At 46.9% G+C, this 16,227-nt stretch carries 13 protein-coding genes; 7 read left to right on the top strand and 6 right to left on the bottom strand.

Annotation, left to right across the window (positions count from 1 at the left end; all coding sequences use genetic code 11):
- Positions 1–8: 8 nt before the first annotated feature.
- On the top strand, positions 9–983 hold the full coding sequence (pfkA, locus tag F8C67_RS02870; RefSeq protein WP_407675832.1) for a 6-phosphofructokinase: 975 nt from the start codon (positions 9–11) through the stop codon (positions 981–983).
- Positions 983–3,421: a replication restart helicase PriA gene (gene priA / locus F8C67_RS02865; protein WP_151666281.1), complete on the top strand. Its 2,439-nt coding sequence runs from the start codon at positions 983–985 to the stop codon at positions 3,419–3,421. Before pfkA ends, priA begins: the two co-directional genes overlap by 1 nt.
- On the opposite strand, the gene F8C67_RS02860 is transcribed toward priA, so the two are convergent.
- Genes F8C67_RS02860 through F8C67_RS02850 form a run of 3 tightly spaced genes read right to left on the bottom strand, consistent with a single transcriptional unit; the run spans position 3,397 to position 6,109 of the window.
- Positions 3,397–4,080, bottom strand: coding sequence for a lysoplasmalogenase family protein (locus F8C67_RS02860; RefSeq protein WP_151666280.1), 684 nt, complete (start codon positions 4,078–4,080; stop codon positions 3,397–3,399). The two genes, priA and F8C67_RS02860, sit on opposite strands and share 25 nt — an antisense overlap.
- Positions 4,070–5,272 carry a sterol desaturase family protein gene (locus tag F8C67_RS02855; protein WP_151666279.1) on the bottom strand — a complete coding sequence of 401 codons (1,203 nt, stop codon included), beginning with the start codon at positions 5,270–5,272 and terminating at the stop codon, positions 4,070–4,072. Before F8C67_RS02855 ends, F8C67_RS02860 begins: the two co-directional genes overlap by 11 nt.
- A gap of 3 nt (positions 5,273–5,275) precedes the next feature.
- The gene (locus F8C67_RS02850; RefSeq protein WP_151666278.1) at positions 5,276–6,109 is read right to left on the bottom strand and encodes a M48 family metallopeptidase; all 834 of its coding nucleotides are present in this window, start codon (positions 6,107–6,109) and stop codon (positions 5,276–5,278) included.
- A gap of 238 nt (positions 6,110–6,347) precedes the next feature.
- Between F8C67_RS02850 and F8C67_RS02845 the strand changes: the two genes are divergently transcribed.
- A complete protein-coding gene (locus F8C67_RS02845; RefSeq protein ID WP_170266335.1) occupies positions 6,348–6,737 on the top strand; it encodes an Hsp20/alpha crystallin family protein in 390 nt (129 codons plus the stop codon).
- A 60-nt stretch (positions 6,738–6,797) separates the two neighbouring features.
- Here F8C67_RS02845 and F8C67_RS02840 read toward each other — a convergent pair whose 3' ends face one another.
- Genes F8C67_RS02840 through panB form a run of 3 tightly spaced genes read right to left on the bottom strand, consistent with a single transcriptional unit; the run spans position 6,798 to position 9,275 of the window.
- Positions 6,798–7,769, bottom strand: coding sequence for an isoaspartyl peptidase/L-asparaginase family protein (locus F8C67_RS02840; protein ID WP_151666276.1), 972 nt, complete (start codon positions 7,767–7,769; stop codon positions 6,798–6,800).
- 10 nt (positions 7,770–7,779) lie between these two features.
- Positions 7,780–8,457, bottom strand: a complete 678-nt coding sequence (locus tag F8C67_RS02835) for an RluA family pseudouridine synthase (protein WP_151666275.1) — start codon at positions 8,455–8,457, stop codon at positions 7,780–7,782.
- On the bottom strand, positions 8,457–9,275 hold the full coding sequence (panB, locus tag F8C67_RS02830; protein WP_151666274.1) for a 3-methyl-2-oxobutanoate hydroxymethyltransferase: 819 nt from the start codon (positions 9,273–9,275) through the stop codon (positions 8,457–8,459). Before panB ends, F8C67_RS02835 begins: the two co-directional genes overlap by 1 nt.
- Before the next feature lie 138 nt (positions 9,276–9,413).
- Here panB and F8C67_RS02825 point away from each other — a divergent pair, with 138 nt between their 5' ends.
- From F8C67_RS02825 to F8C67_RS02810, 4 genes are all read left to right on the top strand, one after another.
- On the top strand, positions 9,414–10,442 hold the full coding sequence (locus tag F8C67_RS02825; RefSeq protein WP_151666273.1) for a DUF4249 family protein: 1,029 nt from the start codon (positions 9,414–9,416) through the stop codon (positions 10,440–10,442).
- A gap of 148 nt (positions 10,443–10,590) precedes the next feature.
- Positions 10,591–12,495 (top strand): molecular chaperone DnaK, encoded by a 1,905-nt coding sequence (gene dnaK / locus F8C67_RS02820; protein WP_151666272.1) that lies wholly within the window; start codon positions 10,591–10,593, stop codon positions 12,493–12,495.
- Between the two features lie 132 nt (positions 12,496–12,627).
- Complete coding sequence (locus F8C67_RS02815; protein ID WP_170266334.1) at positions 12,628–13,338, top strand: GLPGLI family protein; 711 nt, start codon at positions 12,628–12,630, stop codon at positions 13,336–13,338.
- A 23-nt stretch (positions 13,339–13,361) separates the two neighbouring features.
- Entirely contained in the window at positions 13,362–16,145 is a 2,784-nt protein-coding gene (locus tag F8C67_RS02810; protein ID WP_170266333.1) for an outer membrane beta-barrel protein, read from the top strand.
- Positions 16,146–16,227 lie beyond the last annotated feature (82 nt).

Genomic DNA, 16,227 nt, shown 5'->3' with positions numbered 1-16,227 from the left:
CAAAGACTATCAGAATGAAGAAAATCGCTGTAATGACTTCTGGAGGCGATGCCCCAGGCATGAATGCTGGTATCAGAGCTGTAACTCGAACTGCACTCCAGAAAGGTTTGGAGGTAGTGGGGATTTACCGCGGATATCAGGGCATGATTGAAGGCGATTTTATTCCACTCGACCGATTTCGTGTGAGTAACATAATTCAACGCGGCGGCACGTTTTTGAAAACCGCCCGAAGCGAGGAATTCCGAACCGTTGAGGGTAGGGCTAAGGCCGCAGCTCATTTAAAGAAGGAAGGAATTGAAGCGCTCGTGGTGATTGGTGGAGACGGTAGCTTTCGTGGAGCCGCAGCTCTTCATGCCGAGCACGGGATCCAAGTAGTCGGATGTCCCGGTACGATTGACAATGATCTTTACGGCACCGACTATACCATTGGGTACGACACTGCTGTGAACACCGCTGTTCAGGCCATCGACCAAATTCGCGATACGGCGGATAGTCATAATAGACTCTTCTTTGTTGAGGTGATGGGGCGTGACGCCGGTTTCATAGCCCTGCGTACGGGTCTTGCTTCAGGTGCAGAGTCCGTGTTGGTGCCAGAAACCACTACGTACATCGACGAACTCATCACAAAACTTGAAGAGGGGCGAAAGTTGAAAAAGGCGAGCGCCATCATTATTGTCGCTGAAGGTGATGATGAAGGAGGGGCGCTGGATATTGCCAAAAAGGTGAACGAGAAATTTGACGCCTGGGAGACTAAAGTTACTGTCTTAGGGCATATTCAAAGAGGAGGCTCTCCTACGGCTTTCGACAGAATCCTAGCTTCTCGTATGGGTAACTCAGCCGTTGAAGCTTTGCTGAAAGGAAGCACGAACGTGATGATTGGTCAACGCAATAATGAAATGGTCGAAGTGCCATTCACACAAGCTTCCAAACACCACGAGACTCTCAATCCACATTTACTCGAATTAGTGGAAATCCTCTCTTGATGTACGCAGACGTCATTCTTCCTCTTGCGCTTAATCAAACCTTCACCTACGGAATTCCTGTAGAGTGGGAGGGGCAGATGGAGCGAGGGCGCCGTGTTCTCGTGCAATTTGGACAAAGGAAGCTTTACGCTGGTATAGTTTTGCGTATCCACAACGAACAACCAGGTTATGATGTGAAGCCTATCCTCGAAATTGAGGATGAGATTCCAATCGTAACCGAACTTCAACTTGAATATTGGAGGTGGCTGGCAGAGTACTACATGTGCTCTATGGGAGAAGTGATGAATGCCGCTCTTCCGGCAGCGTTTAAGATGCAATCTGAAACAAAGGTGAGTCGCAATCCCGAGTTGGAAGTGGACGAAGCCGAATTGAAAGACGATGAGTTTCAGGTTTATGAACTACTTCTGGAACTCGATTCGCTGCGTATCTCCGACCTAGGTAAAAAGCTGAATTGGAAGAATCCAATGCCCGTCATCCGACGGATGTATGCTGAGGGCTATGTCAATCTCGATGAAGAAGTAAAGGGAACTGTCAAATCCAAAACCGAAAGAAGATATAGGTGGCCAGAAGGCTATGGCGAGGAGTTGACTCAGGATGCATTCGACCAACTAAAGCGTGCAAAAGTCCAAAGCGAATTGTTGCTCGCCTATTTCAAGCTGAACACTGATAAAGAGAATCCATGGGTCAGAGAAGCTGACCTTCTCAAAGCCACTGATTCAAATCGTTCTCCCCTTAAAGCCCTAGTCGAAAAAGGATGGTTGGAAGAAAAGGTTTTTCCTGTGGAGCCAGAGAGAATAGCCGCGGTGGAGAGCGCGCCGACACTTTCAGATCAACAAGCCTTGGCGGTACAGAACCTCAATACGGCCTGGGAAGATAAGATCACCTCACTGTTGTACGGAGTGACTTCGAGCGGTAAGACAGAAATCTACTTCCATTACATCCATGAGTGTATTGAAAAGAACCGTCAATCGCTATTTATGGTTCCCGAGATTGCACTCACCGCCCAAATGGTTAAGCGACTGCAAAGCCATTTTGGAGATAAGGTAGTTACGTATACCAGCCGTCTTTCTGACCGAGAACGCTTGGAGGTTTGGGAGCGAATGCTTGACCCTGAGCGGCGTCCTCTTGTAATTCTGGGCGCGCGTTCCAGCGTCTTTCTTCCTTTTACTGATCTGGATTTTGTGGTTGTTGATGAGGAACACGAGTCATCCTACAAGCAGTTCGATCCCGCCCCGAGGTACCATGGTCGTGATGCCGCTATTATACTCGCGCATTACCACAAGGCTCGAGTACTTTTAGGTTCGGCAACTCCATCTATTGAAAGCTACCAGAATGCAGAGGAAGGCAAGTACGGTTATGCCGAACTCACAAAACGCTATAGCGGCATTCGACTCCCGGTGGTCGAGGCCGTAGATATTCGCAAGGAGACCATCCGCAAGCAAATGCACGGGCACTTTAGTCCGCGACTACTTGAGGCGATCAAAGATCAGTTAGAACAGGAAAAAAAGGTTATCCTCTTTCAAAATAGACGAGGTTTTGCGCCGGTCGTGATTTGTCAAAACTGTGGACATTCTGAGCAATGTGTTAATTGCGATATCACATTGACCTACCACAAGCTGAGTCACCAATTGCGCTGCCATTATTGCGGGTACTCCATTCACCCGCCGACCAAGTGTAAGAGCTGTGGAAGTGTGGAGTTGAAGATGCAAGGGTTTGGAACAGAGAAGATTGAAGAAGACCTTCAAGTGATTCTTCCAAATGCTCGTATCGCTCGGATGGACTTGGATGCGACCCGAAAGAAGAACTCATTTCAAAAGCTGGTAGATCGATTTGAAAAAGGGGAAATAGACATACTCATTGGTACACAGATGGTTGCTAAAGGTCTCGACTTTGAGGATGTTGGGCTCGTTGGGATATTGTCAGCCGATAGCCTGCTGAATTACCCGGAGTTCAGAGCTCACGAACGTGCGTATCAGTTGATGAGTCAAGTAGCTGGTAGGGCAGGAAGGCGAGAGGAACGCGGGCTTGTGCTGATACAGAGTTTTCAGCCTGATCACAGAATCATCCAACAGGTTACCACATACAGTTTTGAGGAGATGTTTCGGGAGCAACGCGCCGATAGAAAGCAATTCCATTACCCTCCTTTCTATCGTTTGATTCATATCGAAATGAGGCATGTCAAAGTAGAGGTGGTAAGTGATGCATCGGATTTCTTAGCGGGCAGACTGCAAGGGATTTTCGGGAAACGAGTTCTCGGACCTGAGTTCGCTCCTATTGCCAGAGTAAGGGGGCAGTATCACAAACGCATTATTCTCAAGATTGAAAATGGACTTTCATTGCCAAAGGTGAAGAAGGCCTTGCAGACGGAAGTGAAGCGCCTAGATTTCCACAAAGATCACAGAAAGGTGCGGGTTTATTTTGATGTAGACCCCGTGTAAGCGTACTCAGGCGTTTGGTTTTCACTAAGGATGCCTATGACAAACAATCCTTGCGATAAGCTGTGCATCAATCCCATAATTGGCTCTCCTATAATGAGCGGTTCAACGAAAAAGTGATAGGCGTAGATTCCGTCTGACACTAGGTGAATGAACACTGCGATTATGCAAAGAATGTAAGAGAAGTTGTTTCGGAGTTTCATCCCAGACACTACAACAAACAACAGGGCATCGAGCGCCACATAAATCCCAATTGGAATGAGCAGTTCCTGCGGAATGGTTTCCTCAATCAGCAAAAAATACCCGATGCCGTAAATCACCACGATTAGTCCGACGTACGCCCTGCGTTTCGCATAGCCGCTTCGCCATTTGAAGAAAGCCCAAATGAGAAAAGACAGGCTAATGATGGCTCCAACGGACGTTAGTATGGAAGAGTAAGTCTCCGTGTGTAGCGTGAGAAGGTCGGTAATTGCGTACCCAATCAAGGCGATAGAGAATAATTTGTAGTCACTTCCCACTCGATTAAACCAAAAAACTAACAAAACCAGATGAGGTAGGGCGTGCGAAGCGTAGCCCACGAGCCCTCCAATCTCCACAAATACGACAAATGCTACGAGTGTAGCTATAATGTAGAGTACTATTGGAGTATAGTTAGGCCGCATTCTTGGTTGTCAATGGCTCTTTGTAAAGGCGAGAGAGTGCTGAAAGGATGAGCAATAAAATTCCGAAAGAGTAGGCCGCTAACGGAATGTCTACGAGTAGCCACCATGTCGTGATGGAAGCAATCATCCCCGCTTCTAAAAGTAGGTTTGGAGTTTGTCCATTTGCCTTCATTCCAAGGGCGAAAACGGTGAGTATGATGGTTCCAATTCCTGTAAGGACTTGTGCTGTGGACAGTTGATTCACTGAAAATAGGAAGAAGGCTACGAAACCGAGTACGACGACGAATTGAAGTAGAGTGATTAGAGTAATAGGCCAACTTAATACGGGGTTGTACTTTTTGGCTTCGGTGATTTCAGGTGCGTATTCTCTGCCTCCCAGACGTTGAGGTCGCCATCCTGGAGGCGCAAAAAGGAGTTGAATAGACTCTTTCGTGTTGAGACCTTTCAACTCCTTACCTAGGTCCGAAAAAGGCTTCAAGTGTGCTACAATTGGATTGAAAGAGTTCACCGGTTTGGTAATGCCGTAGGTGGGACGTTCCTCTTCGGCTTGAAAGGTGCCAAACAGTCTATCCCAGACGATGAGTGTGGCTGCGTGATTTTTATCGATGTACTTTGGATTTCTGCCGTGATGTACCCTGTGGTGAGAAGGGGTGTTGAGGATCCACTCAAGCGGACCCAGTTTGCCGATTTTCTCCGTGTGAATCCAAAATTGATACAAGGTGTTCCAGGCGAGAATGTAGAGGAACCAATCCGGTGCAAACCCGAGCAAGGCCAAGGGTAGATAGAATGGAGAGGTGAATACCTTTTGGACCGCTCCTTGCCTCAGTGCTACGCTCAAGTTGTAGTCTTCGCTTTGATGATGGACTACGTGTCCGAGCCAAAGCAAATTGGTTTCATGGCTGATTCGATGTGCCCAATAGTAGAGAAAGTCGACTGCGATGAAGAGTACAACCGCGTATATCCATGTTCGCTCAATGTCGAAAATTCTGAACTGATACACCCAAGTGTAGATTCCAACGGTGAAAATCTTGGCCAGAACTCCTGTGGTCTGTTCGAATATTCCACACGAAATATTTCCATAAGCATCTCCCAATCTGTAGCTCCGTTTTCCGGTAATCAGGTCGGCGATTAGCTCAATGAGAATCAGACCAAAGAATACGGGAATGGAGAGAACAATTGGGTTGATGTCCATACCTTATAGTTTGGTTGGTCTACCAACGCCGCCAGTGCTTTGTGGCTTGTAGTACTCTTTCGCCTTTGGCATCCAGCCATTCAAATCGGAAATGCGTGTTTCATGATTTGGGTGGGTAGAAAGAAACTCAGGAGGTTGTGCTCCGCCTTGAGCATTCATTCGTTCCCAAAACTTAGGTGCTTCTTCGGGGTTGTATCCCGCCATAGCCATGAAATAGAGTCCGAGCTCGTCCGCCTCTGTTTCGTGCAATCTAGAGAATGGAAGCATGGCGCCAAACTGAGCACCAAGTCCGAAGGCGGTAAGCGCAAGCTGTTGGGTGAGTGCGGGTTCGTTAGCAAGGGCAACGGATAAAGCTTGTCCGCCAAACTGGGTGGCCAATCCTTGCGACATGCGTTCCGATCCATGACGGGCAATGGCATGCGCAACTTCGTGACCCATCACTACGGCTACTCCGGCATCATCTTGACAAACTCCAAGTATTCCCGTGTAGAATGCAACCTTTCCTCCAGGCATACACCAAGCGTTGAGCTGGTCGCTATCTATCAGTTTGAATTCCCATTCGAATCCATCTACCACATCTTCCATTCCCTCGTCCTTCAAATAGGATTCAACTGCGGTGCTGATTCGCACTCCCACGCGCTCAATCATGGCGGTTTGGGAAGCGTTGTTCGACAATTGGCTTTCGGCGATTACTTGATTGTATTGCTGAAAGCTCATGGCGTGCATTTCACTGTCGGACAGTAAGTTAAATTGCTTACGCCCTGTTAGCGGAACGCTACTACATTGTGATAGAATGAAAGCAACGCTTAAAAGAAGGAGGTACTTCGTCTTTATCATAGTTGTTCTGGTGTTTGAGCTGGAAATTACGAAATATCTGCTGTCAATTTAGGCAGCTCAAAAACGGTGTTTGCGACATTTTGTCTTGCGAAATTCGTTCAAAGTGTCAAAATGACGGTGAAATGAAGTGGTTTTTGAGGTGGTATGTGAATTGATTTCAGGGCAGTATCTCAAACGATATTAAATCAAAAGAACACTAGATATGAGAACCATGCATTTTCCAACAAGAAACACATCAATGAACTCACTATTCGATGAGCTCCTCAATGATTTCCCGACCAATTTTCACTTGAATGAATCTTGGACACCAAAGGCTAACATTCAGGAGAAGTCTGACGAGTGGAACATTGAATTGATGGTACCTGGAATGAAGAAAGAAGACTTCAAGCTTGAAGTTGTTGAGAACAAACTCATCGTAAAGGCGGAGCTTGAGAAGTCCGAAGAAGACAAGACGTACAAGTACAGAGAGTTCAATGTGAAGTCATTTACTCGTTCATTCAATCTTCCGAAAGGACTGGTTGATGAGGACAAGATTTCTGCGAAGTACGACAGCGGAATTCTTTATGTGATGGTGCCTAAGCGTGAAGAAGCGAAGGACCGCGGACCAAGGGTCATCGAGATCCAATAAGAGGATCCACTCTATATAGTTGCGTGAAGCCCCGACAACCTCGTGTTGGTCGGGGTTTTTTCATTCTGAATACATTCCAACGAAGGTGGTATCCGCATTCTTGACCCCTCTAAACATGCCCGAAGTGTTGAACGGCATCGTGTAGTTTCCGTTGGCGTCAAGTGCAATGAGACCACCTGCTCCGTGCTGTGCATTTAAAATGTTGAAGAGAATATCATTGGCTGCAGCGGATAAATCTTCTCCGTGCTTCACTCTCAAACTCAATTGTCCGGCTACACTATGGCGAATGAAGTACTCTCCATGTCCGGTACAGCTCACAGCACAACCCGCATTATCTGCATAGGTTCCGGAGCCAATAATCGGACTATCGCCAATCCGTCCATATTCCTTCATCATCATTCCCCCCGTGCTAGTTCCTGCGGATAGATTGCCATCGGCATCGAGTACGACGACGCCTACCGTTCCCATTTTATCTGGAACTAAATCGGCATATTGATTCGCTCTTCGATGTGTGATAAACAGCGAATTATCTACCAATGGGAACCCCATTTTTTGTGCGTATTCTTCAGCGCCAGTGCCACTTAGCATGACGTGTTTCGATGAATCCATAACCACCTTGGCGAGCTGAATAGGATGTTCAATGTGCTTCAAACCTGAAACCGCCCCGGCCTGAAGGTCTGATCCCCGCATAATAGAGGCGTCTAGTTCTGCTTCGCCTTTGGCTGTGACTACCGCGCCGACACCGCTGTTGAAAAGAGAATCAGATTCCATCATAGAAATCGATCTCGCTACAACTTCTTCGGGTGCAACACCCTCGTTTAGCCATTTGTAACCACTGTCTAAAACTCGTTGAAGCGAACGCTCATATGCGGCTTCTACCTCGTCAGATAGCCCCTCCTTAGTAATAGTTCCGGCCCCTCCGTGAATTAATATCGTGGGTGACGGTGAGCTTGGAGCTTTGTTTTCGGTTTTGTTTTCTGGCGAATTACAGGACACCAAAAGAAGTAGGGGAAGGAGTTTGGCGTATCTCATCTTGTGAGGCTTATTTCAATGCATTCCAAACGGGGTCGTTTGGCGGTTCTGCATCGATTTGGATTGGTGTGTTTTTGATTGGGTGGATGAAAGATACGGATCTTGAATGAAGATGAATGCTTCGGTCCTTGTTAGGTCGGTCGGCGCCGTACTTCACATCTCCCTTGATATGGCAACCCAGATTTGTGAGTTGCGTTCGTATTTGATGGTGCCGCCCCGTTTCAAGATCTATTTCTAGCAGGTGATAACGGTCGCTTGATCTCAGATACGAATAGTTGAGAATCGCTTGTTGTGAACCCTTTGTGCCTTCTGGTACAACGTAGCTCTTGTTCTGCTTTGGATTCTTGCGAACCCAATCTACGAGTCGACCTGATTCTTTTGTGGGTTTCTCCTGAGTTACGGCCCAGTAGGTTTTGGAGATTTCACGCTTCTTAAAGAGTTCTGTCATCCGGCTCAAGCCCTTGCTCGTCCTTGTGAAAATGACTATCCCCGAAGTTGGTCGATCGAGCCTGTGTGGAATGCCAATGAAGACTTTTCCAGGCTTATTGTATTTTTCTTTGATGTAGTCAGCCAGGTATTCACCCAAGGTCTTATCCTTGGTTGCATCGGCTTGTACAATCTGTCCAGCTCTTTTATTGATAATGACGAGGTGATTGTCCTCATAAAGAATATCGAGCTTCGCAGACATCAATACGATTCTTTGTCGTTCGGGAATTCGCGATTCTTAACATCGGTAACGTAATTCCCCACGGCTCCTGTGATTTGATCATACAAGTCGAGGTATCGGCGAAGGAATCTCGGATGGAATTCGTGGGTCATCCCCAGCATGTCGTGGAGCACGAGTACTTGGCCATCCACATCGGGACCAGCGCCAATTCCAATCACAGGGATGTCGAGTGATTCTGCAACTCTCTTGGCCAAGGCGCTTGGGATCTTTTCGAGAACCAAGGCGAAACATCCAGCTGCCTCGAGCGCCTTAGCGTCCTCCAGTAATTTTTCAGCTTCCGCTTCCTCTCTGGCGCGAACGGTGTACGTTCCAAACTTATAAATGGATTGAGGAGTCAAGCCTAGGTGTCCCATTACTGGAATACCTGCCTTCAAGATTCGTTCAATCGAGTCTACAATTTCAGTTCCCCCTTCGAGCTTTACGGCATGTCCGCCACTTTCCTTCATAATTCTAATCGCAGAAGTGAGCGCCTCTTTGGAGTTTCCTTGGTATGAACCAAAGGGGAGGTCGACCACAACAAGCGCGCGGTCGATCGCTCTTACCACAGAGCTTGCGTGGTAAATCATCTGATCAAGTGTGATTGGAAGCGTGGTTTCGTGTCCAGCCATCACATTCGAAGCCGAATCACCAACAAGAATCACATCAATCCCGGCACTGTCTACAATCTTGGCCATTGTGAAATCGTACGCCGTTAGCATAGAGATTTTCTCTCCATTGCGTTTCATTTCCTGAACAGAGTTCGTGGTGATCTTCTTGTAATCAGATTTTGCCGTTGACATACACTAGGGGATTAAAGGAATAGCGAAGGTACGCAGTACAATTGGAACAGTTTTACATTGAGGCACCAAACGATTGGTGAGATGCGTGCGTTATCCATACCAAACCTTACCTTTGGCAATTGACAAAGCACGCACGAAATGAAGAGTACACTCTACTCACTCCTTAGTTTGACCGTTCTATCCATATTCGCAGTAAGCTGCGACAATGAGTTGGACGTCAACGCCCCATTCGAAGAGACCACCGTTGTTTACGCCACTTTAGATGCAAGCACATCGGTAAATTATATCCGAGTTACCCGAGCATATTTGGGTGATGAAGGAATCTTTGGAGGCAATGATTTAGCAGATAGCCTTTACTACGATTCCCTGGACGTCCAGCTCATTGGACGCAACCAATCCGGCAATATCGTCCAGCAGGTAACTGCGGTGAAAGACCCGAGTATCACTCTAGATACTGGCTTCTTTACAACACAAGGGTACACTGCCTATCGCATTAACGGCAACCTCAATGAAGACTTGGTGTACGAGGTAGTGGTTACACGTCCGGATGACAACGCTCAAATTCGTGCTGAAACGCAAATGGTGCAAGACTTTGCCATTACTCAACCTAGGTTCCCTACGGTGAATCCGGCGGGTATACGCGGACAAGAAGTGGCTTGGGATCAAGCGGTGAACGGCCGAGTGTACAATGCAAACATGCACTTGAGGTATGTAGAATTCCCTCGTAATAATAAGGCCGATAGCTCCAGACACACTGTGACGTATTCATTTCCGTATGTAACGGGAGATAATGAAGATGGCATTGGTGAAATCTCGTCCTTCATAACTCTAGATCAATTCTATGGGAACATTGCTGCCAAGCTGGTTCCGCCTACGGGAAATCGCATCAGAATTGCGCGTAGGGTAGATGTAGAGGTTGTAGCGGGTGCCGATGATTTGGCAACATACATAAACGTTAGTCAGCCTCAGAGTGGAGTGTTGCAAGACCCACCGCTCTTTACAAATGTTCAAAATGGCGTGGGTATCGTTAGTTCGGTTCGCAGAAGCTTCGAGCTCAACAAGCGCCTGGCAAATGCCTCTCTTGAGGAGTTGGTGTTTGGAGATTATACATGTGATCTGCGATTTGGCAAGGTGACAACATCCGACACATTGTTCTGTCAGCCTTAGTGGCATTCTGACAACTTGTCGTCACAACTACACAAAATCCTGACATATACGTCGGGATTTTTTGTTTTTAGCCCGCTGGCATATCGTTTGACAATAGAGGAGTGTCTCACGACGAAGAAGATTAAAGATAAAATCAAAATAAGCACTGATGAGTAAGATTATTGGAATCGACCTCGGTACGACAAACTCCTGTGTCGCAGTAATGGAGGGTAACGAACCAGTAGTTATCCCTAACAGCGAAGGGAAGCGCACAACCCCATCGATGGTTGCATTTGTCGACGGCGGCGAACGAAAAGTTGGTGACCCTGCAAAACGTCAGGCCATCACAAACCCACATAAAACCATATTCTCTATCAAACGCTTCATGGGTGAGTCATACTCAAGCATCGCAAGCGAGGTTAAGAGAGTGCCCTATAATGTTGTGAAAGGCGATAACGACACACCACGTGTCCAAATCGACGATCGCATGTACACTCCTCAAGAGCTTTCAGCAATGATTCTTCAAAAGATGAAGAAAACGGCTGAAGACTACTTGGGTACTACCGTTTCAGAAGCAGTTATTACTGTTCCAGCATACTTCAACGACGCGCAGCGTCAAGCGACTAAAGAAGCCGGCGAAATTGCAGGCCTAAAGGTTCGTCGTATTATCAACGAGCCAACTGCTGCTGCTTTGGCTTACGGTATCGACAAGAAAGGTCAAGACTTGAAAGTGGCCGTATTCGACTGCGGTGGTGGTACGCACGACGTATCTATCCTCGAGTTGGGTGACGGCGTATTCGAAGTGAAGTCTACCGATGGTGACACACACCTTGGTGGTGATGACTTCGATCAGCGCGTAATCGACTGGTTGGCTGACGAATTCAAGAAAGAAGAAAGCATCGATCTTCGCGACGACGCCATGGCGCTTCAGCGTTTGAAAGAAGCAGCCGAGAAAGCAAAGATTGAATTGTCCAGCTCGTCTAGCACCGAAATCAACCTCCCATACATTACTGCTACAGCTAGCGGACCGAAGCACTTGGTGCGTACGCTTAGCCGTTCTGAATTCGAGCGTTTGGTGAGTGACCTTGTAGAGCGCACAATTGAGCCTTGCCGCACTGCACTTAAGAATGCAGGGATGAGCACAAGCGATATCGACGAAATCATCCTAGTAGGTGGTTCAACACGTATCCCAGCTATCCAAGATGCGGTTAAGAAGTTCTTCGGTAAAGATGCTTCGAAAGGAGTTAACCCTGATGAGGTAGTTGCCATTGGAGCATCTATCCAAGGTGGTGTACTTGCAGGTGACGTAAAAGATGTACTTCTTCTCGACGTTACTCCACTTTCACTAGGTATCGAAACAATGGGTGGTGTATTCACCAAGTTGATCGAATCGAACACGACTATTCCAACTAAGAAGTCTGAAACCTTCTCTACAGCGGCTGACAATCAACCACAGGTAGACATTCACGTACTTCAAGGTGAGCGCCCAATGGCGAAGGATAACAAGACAATTGGTCGTTTCCACCTAGATGACATCCCGCCAGCACCGCGCGGTGTTCCTCAAATTGAGGTGACATTCGACATTGATGCGAACGGTATCTTGAATGTTTCTGCGAAAGATAAGGCGACTGGCAAAGAGCAGTCTATCCGAATCGAAGCTTCAAGTGGCTTGTCACAAGATGAAATCGAGCGCATGAAGCAAGAAGCAGAAGCAAACGCTGATGCGGATAAAGAAGCAAAGGAGAAAGTTGATAAGCTCAATGCAGCTGATCAGATGATTTTCCAGACCGAGAAGCAGTTGAGCGAATTCGGAGATAAGCTTTCAGAGGGCAACAAAGCACCAATTGAAACTGCTCTTACAGAGTTGAAAGCAGCTCATGAGTCTCAAGATGTTGCGGCAATTGACGCTGCGATGGAAAAGATCAACGAGGCTTGGAAGAACGCTTCAGAAGAGATGTACAAAGCTCAGCAAGAGGCTGGTGGCGACGCCGCTGATGCAGGAGCTGAAGGCGCATCTGCTTCGGGAAATGACGGTGACGACGTGACCGACGTAGAATTTGAAGAAGTGAAGTAAACCTTCCGCTTTTTTAAACATCATAAGGGCCATTCGCCAATGCGGCGAGTGGCCTTTTTTGTTAACGGAATGATAAATGTGTTTGATTTCCGTTCACATGAAGATAACTTCGTTGCAAACGAAACACGCCTTATGAAAACTGCAAGCCTCTGGCTAATCGCCCTGATTGGCCCGATATCCGCTTTTGCACAAGATTCTCTCACGACAGGACACATTGTCTATGAAGAGATTACCGACATCTCCGATAGCCGGTGGGTGCAAAACCGTCCAGATATGCCGACGGAAATCAAATCGAAGTGGGACGTCTACTTCAACCCCCAAAACGCACATTGCTCTTTCCATCCAGAAGAGGAGGAAGACGACTTTAGCACAGGCGGAGTCCAATTCCGCAGAATGCGTTGGGAACCGAAAGATGTTTATTTCCTCGATTTTCTCAACCGAAGATATCAGCACTACACCGACTTCATGTCTAAGGAATTCCAAGTCCTAGATACCCTTTCTATGGAAGGCTGGAAATTTACCGGTAAGCAAGGGATCGTACTTGGCTTTCCATGTATGGAAGTCAAAAAAACGGAACACGATACGGTAGACATTATCGCTTGGTTCACGCCTCGGCTTCCTGTTTCAGCAGGTCCCAAAGAATACGTAGGCTTCCCAGGCGCGGTTCTTTATGTGAATATTGATGATGGTAAAACCACCATTTCAGCTGTAAACGTTCAAATGGGAAAGGTTCCCGAAGAGGAACTCGAAGTACCAGACGATGGAGAGGAAGTCACGCGTGATGAATACAAAGCCATCGTAGAAGAAAAGACCCGTGAAATGCGACGCAGATGGGGAAGATAATCAACCTGACCAGACACAAAATCATGAAAAAACTATTCCTCACCCTCTTCGCAACGAGCCTCGGACTTATATCCTCCGGGCAAACTTTTACGGGAACTGTAACAGACACAACGGGTGACCCGCTCATCATGGCCGGTATTGCCCTTCTCAATCCGGATGACAGCACAATGGCTAGCTTCGGAATAACCAATGACGTTGGTTATTTTGAGACCACTCCAGTGGGAGACGGCGAATACATTTTCCAAGTTTCATTCTTGGGATTCCAAACGTACAACCGAGATGTAACCGTGGGAGAAGGTGGCACCGCTTCCAATCTGGGAAATATTCAGATGGCTCCAGAAATGAATAGCCTATCCGAAGTTGTTATCAACGGACAACGAATTCCTGTTCTCATCAATAAGGATACAGTAGAATACGACGCTTCCTCATTTCGCGTGAGGGCAGATGATAATGTAGAAGACCTATTGAAACGACTTCCCGGAATCGAAGTGGATAGAGACGGTTCAATCACCGCACAAGGTCAAGATGTGGAGCAAGTTCTCGTTGACGGAAAAGAGTTCTTTGGAGGTGATCCTACTATCGCGACTAGAAATATTCCTGCCGACGCGGTAAAGTCGGTACAAGTATACGATCGACAAACTGACGATGCCATGTATACGGGAGTGGACGATGGTGAACGGTCGAAAACAATCAACCTCGAATTAAAAGAGGACAGAAAAAAGGGCTACTTCGGATATGCAGAAGGTGGAGCTGGCTACGCGGACGACCGAATTCCATTCACGGGAAAGACAGGTGTGCACAGCTTTACAAATACCACTCGTGTATCCGTTCTCGGCAACTTCAACAACGTAAACGACTACGGATTCAGCTTTGGCGATTACCGTGATATGAGTGGAGGCGGAGGTATGGGCCGAGGGGGTTACATGATCACTGTGGATGGCTCAGAATCTATTCCGCTGAACTTTGCTGGTCCAGATGATGGACTCTTCCTCTCTGGGGCTACGGGTGTGAACTTGAACTGGGATCCGAACAGAAATCACCGGTTTAACGCCTCGTATTTCTTCACTCACCTCGATAACTTCACAACCACGACAGAGAATTCCAGAGAGTTTGCCGGCGATACTGAGATTACTGGTTTCCGTGAAAGCGAGGACAATTCGATTTCTAACAGCCATTCATTCAGCATAAATCACCGATCTGATTTAGACTCCATGAATAGGGTAGAAGTTAAGGCCAGCGGTCGTTACCAAGTGGGCTTCTCTGGCTCAACCATCTACGAGCAACGCACAATTGACGGTATCGGAACCCTTCAAGAATCTAATCGTCAGACCAATTCTGAGGACGTGAATACCGCCGCTAATTTGGGCGTGAACTACATCCATAAATTCAACAATGAAGGTAGAATTCTCGCTTTGAGAACTTCTGCGGTGTTTGAGAATGTGGAGAGCGACGGTACTTGGGAGAACTACAATCAGTTTCCTTTAGACAATGAAGTCGATAGCTTGTTTCAACAAAGAAATGACCTTACGAGTAACACGCGTTACAACGGTTCGGTAGAGTACACTGAGCCTTTGGCCAAGAAGCATTTCCTCACTGTGAGTGGTAATTTCTCCGTTGCAGACGAACAACTTGATCGAACTACATTCGACGTATACTCTGGTGGTTTTCAGGATATTTACTCGCCTAATTTCTTTCTCAGTGAAGGCTACCAAGGTGGTGAGGTCGCCTACAAGTACACCGGCGATGTTCACAATGTGAGCGTGAGCTTGAGAGGAACAAACTATTATCAGTCAGCAATAGAAGAACGCTTTGAAACGACCATTCCTCAACGTTCGTTCTTCTACCTACTTCCGGGAATTGATTACAATTGGTCCATCTCAAACTTCAGTAGAGCATCTTTCAATTATAACTCGAGTGTGCAAATGCCAGAGTTGACACAATTGTTGACGCTTGAGGACATTACCAATCCACTCGTAACGTTCATTGGAAATCCAGATTTGGAGCCACAGTTTCGTCAGAGTGTATGGATGAACTACGGCTTCTGGAACAGTTTCGATGGAAGTGGCTTCTTCGCATACTTAAGCGGGGGTAGAACAGATAATGTGATCTCCACAGATCAAACCATCGATTCGCAGTACGTTCGAATTTTCCGTCCGGAGAACTTTTCTGAACCCGCATATAACTTCAATTCAGCAGTCAATTACCGCTTCTCAATAAGCAAGATTGGTATCGACATCAGAACCCAAGCGAACGGTAGCTATCGTACCACTCCGAGTAAGATTAATGGAGAGGTGAATATGCAAGACAACTCCTCCGTAGGTGGAGAACTGAGTTTCAGAAACTCGAATAGAGAGGTAATTGAGGTGAACATTGGTGGTAGGCTGAACTACAATTGGAGTACGTATTCCCTTCAAACACAGTTGAACCAGGAGTATTTGAGTCATTCTTACTTCGCCAACTTTGAATACTCGGTAAATGAACAGCTTGAGTTTGAAACTGGCGTGGACATCCAAACTTACACCAACGCTCAGTTTGCGGAAGACCAAGTTGTACCGGTTTGGAACGCGAACATCAGCTACAACCTCGTTAAAGATGGAACGGCTCAGCTTCAGCTAACGGTGTTTGACATCCTAAACCAAAACAGAGGGGTAAGCCGATTCGGCAATCTCAATTCAATTGTTGAGCGAAATACAAACTCTCTTGGGCGATATGCCATGGTCACCTTCCTCTATAAATTCAACAGCGGCTCAGCTGGTGGAGGCGGCGGAGGTGAACGTCTTGGCGAGCGCGTGACTATAACTAGATAACTTCTAGCACAATATTTGGGACTGTTCAGACTTTGACTCATACAAATGGTTGAAGTCTGAACAGTTCTCTTATTTTTGGGCC

This window comes from Phaeocystidibacter luteus (assembly GCF_008933115.1).
GTDB classification, from domain to species: domain Bacteria; phylum Bacteroidota; class Bacteroidia; order Flavobacteriales; family Schleiferiaceae; genus Phaeocystidibacter; species Phaeocystidibacter luteus.
The sequence above is the reverse complement of the archived record's forward strand: the minus strand, read 5'-3'. Positions and strand labels throughout refer to the sequence as shown.

What these genes read in the sequence shown, in the direction of transcription:
- priA (WP_151666281.1), top strand. Translation starts at nt 983, where the DNA reads ATGTACGCAGACGTCATTCTTCCTCTTGCGCTTAATCAAACCTTCACC.
- F8C67_RS02860 (WP_151666280.1), bottom strand. Translation starts at nt 4,080, where the DNA reads ATGCGGCCTAACTATACTCCAATAGTACTCTACATTATAGCTACACTC.
- F8C67_RS02855 (WP_151666279.1), bottom strand. Translation starts at nt 5,272, where the DNA reads ATGGACATCAACCCAATTGTTCTCTCCATTCCCGTATTCTTTGGTCTG.
- F8C67_RS02850 (WP_151666278.1), bottom strand. Translation starts at nt 6,109, where the DNA reads ATGATAAAGACGAAGTACCTCCTTCTTTTAAGCGTTGCTTTCATTCTA.
- F8C67_RS02845 (WP_170266335.1), top strand. Translation starts at nt 6,348, where the DNA reads ATGAACTCACTATTCGATGAGCTCCTCAATGATTTCCCGACCAATTTT.
- F8C67_RS02840 (WP_151666276.1), bottom strand. Translation starts at nt 7,769, where the DNA reads ATGAGATACGCCAAACTCCTTCCCCTACTTCTTTTGGTGTCCTGTAAT.
- F8C67_RS02835 (WP_151666275.1), bottom strand. Translation starts at nt 8,457, where the DNA reads ATGTCTGCGAAGCTCGATATTCTTTATGAGGACAATCACCTCGTCATT.
- panB (WP_151666274.1), bottom strand. Translation starts at nt 9,275, where the DNA reads ATGTCAACGGCAAAATCTGATTACAAGAAGATCACCACGAACTCTGTT.
- F8C67_RS02825 (WP_151666273.1), top strand. Translation starts at nt 9,414, where the DNA reads ATGAAGAGTACACTCTACTCACTCCTTAGTTTGACCGTTCTATCCATA.
- dnaK (WP_151666272.1), top strand. Translation starts at nt 10,591, where the DNA reads ATGAGTAAGATTATTGGAATCGACCTCGGTACGACAAACTCCTGTGTC.
- F8C67_RS02815 (WP_170266334.1), top strand. Translation starts at nt 12,628, where the DNA reads ATGAAAACTGCAAGCCTCTGGCTAATCGCCCTGATTGGCCCGATATCC.
- F8C67_RS02810 (WP_170266333.1), top strand. Translation starts at nt 13,362, where the DNA reads ATGAAAAAACTATTCCTCACCCTCTTCGCAACGAGCCTCGGACTTATA.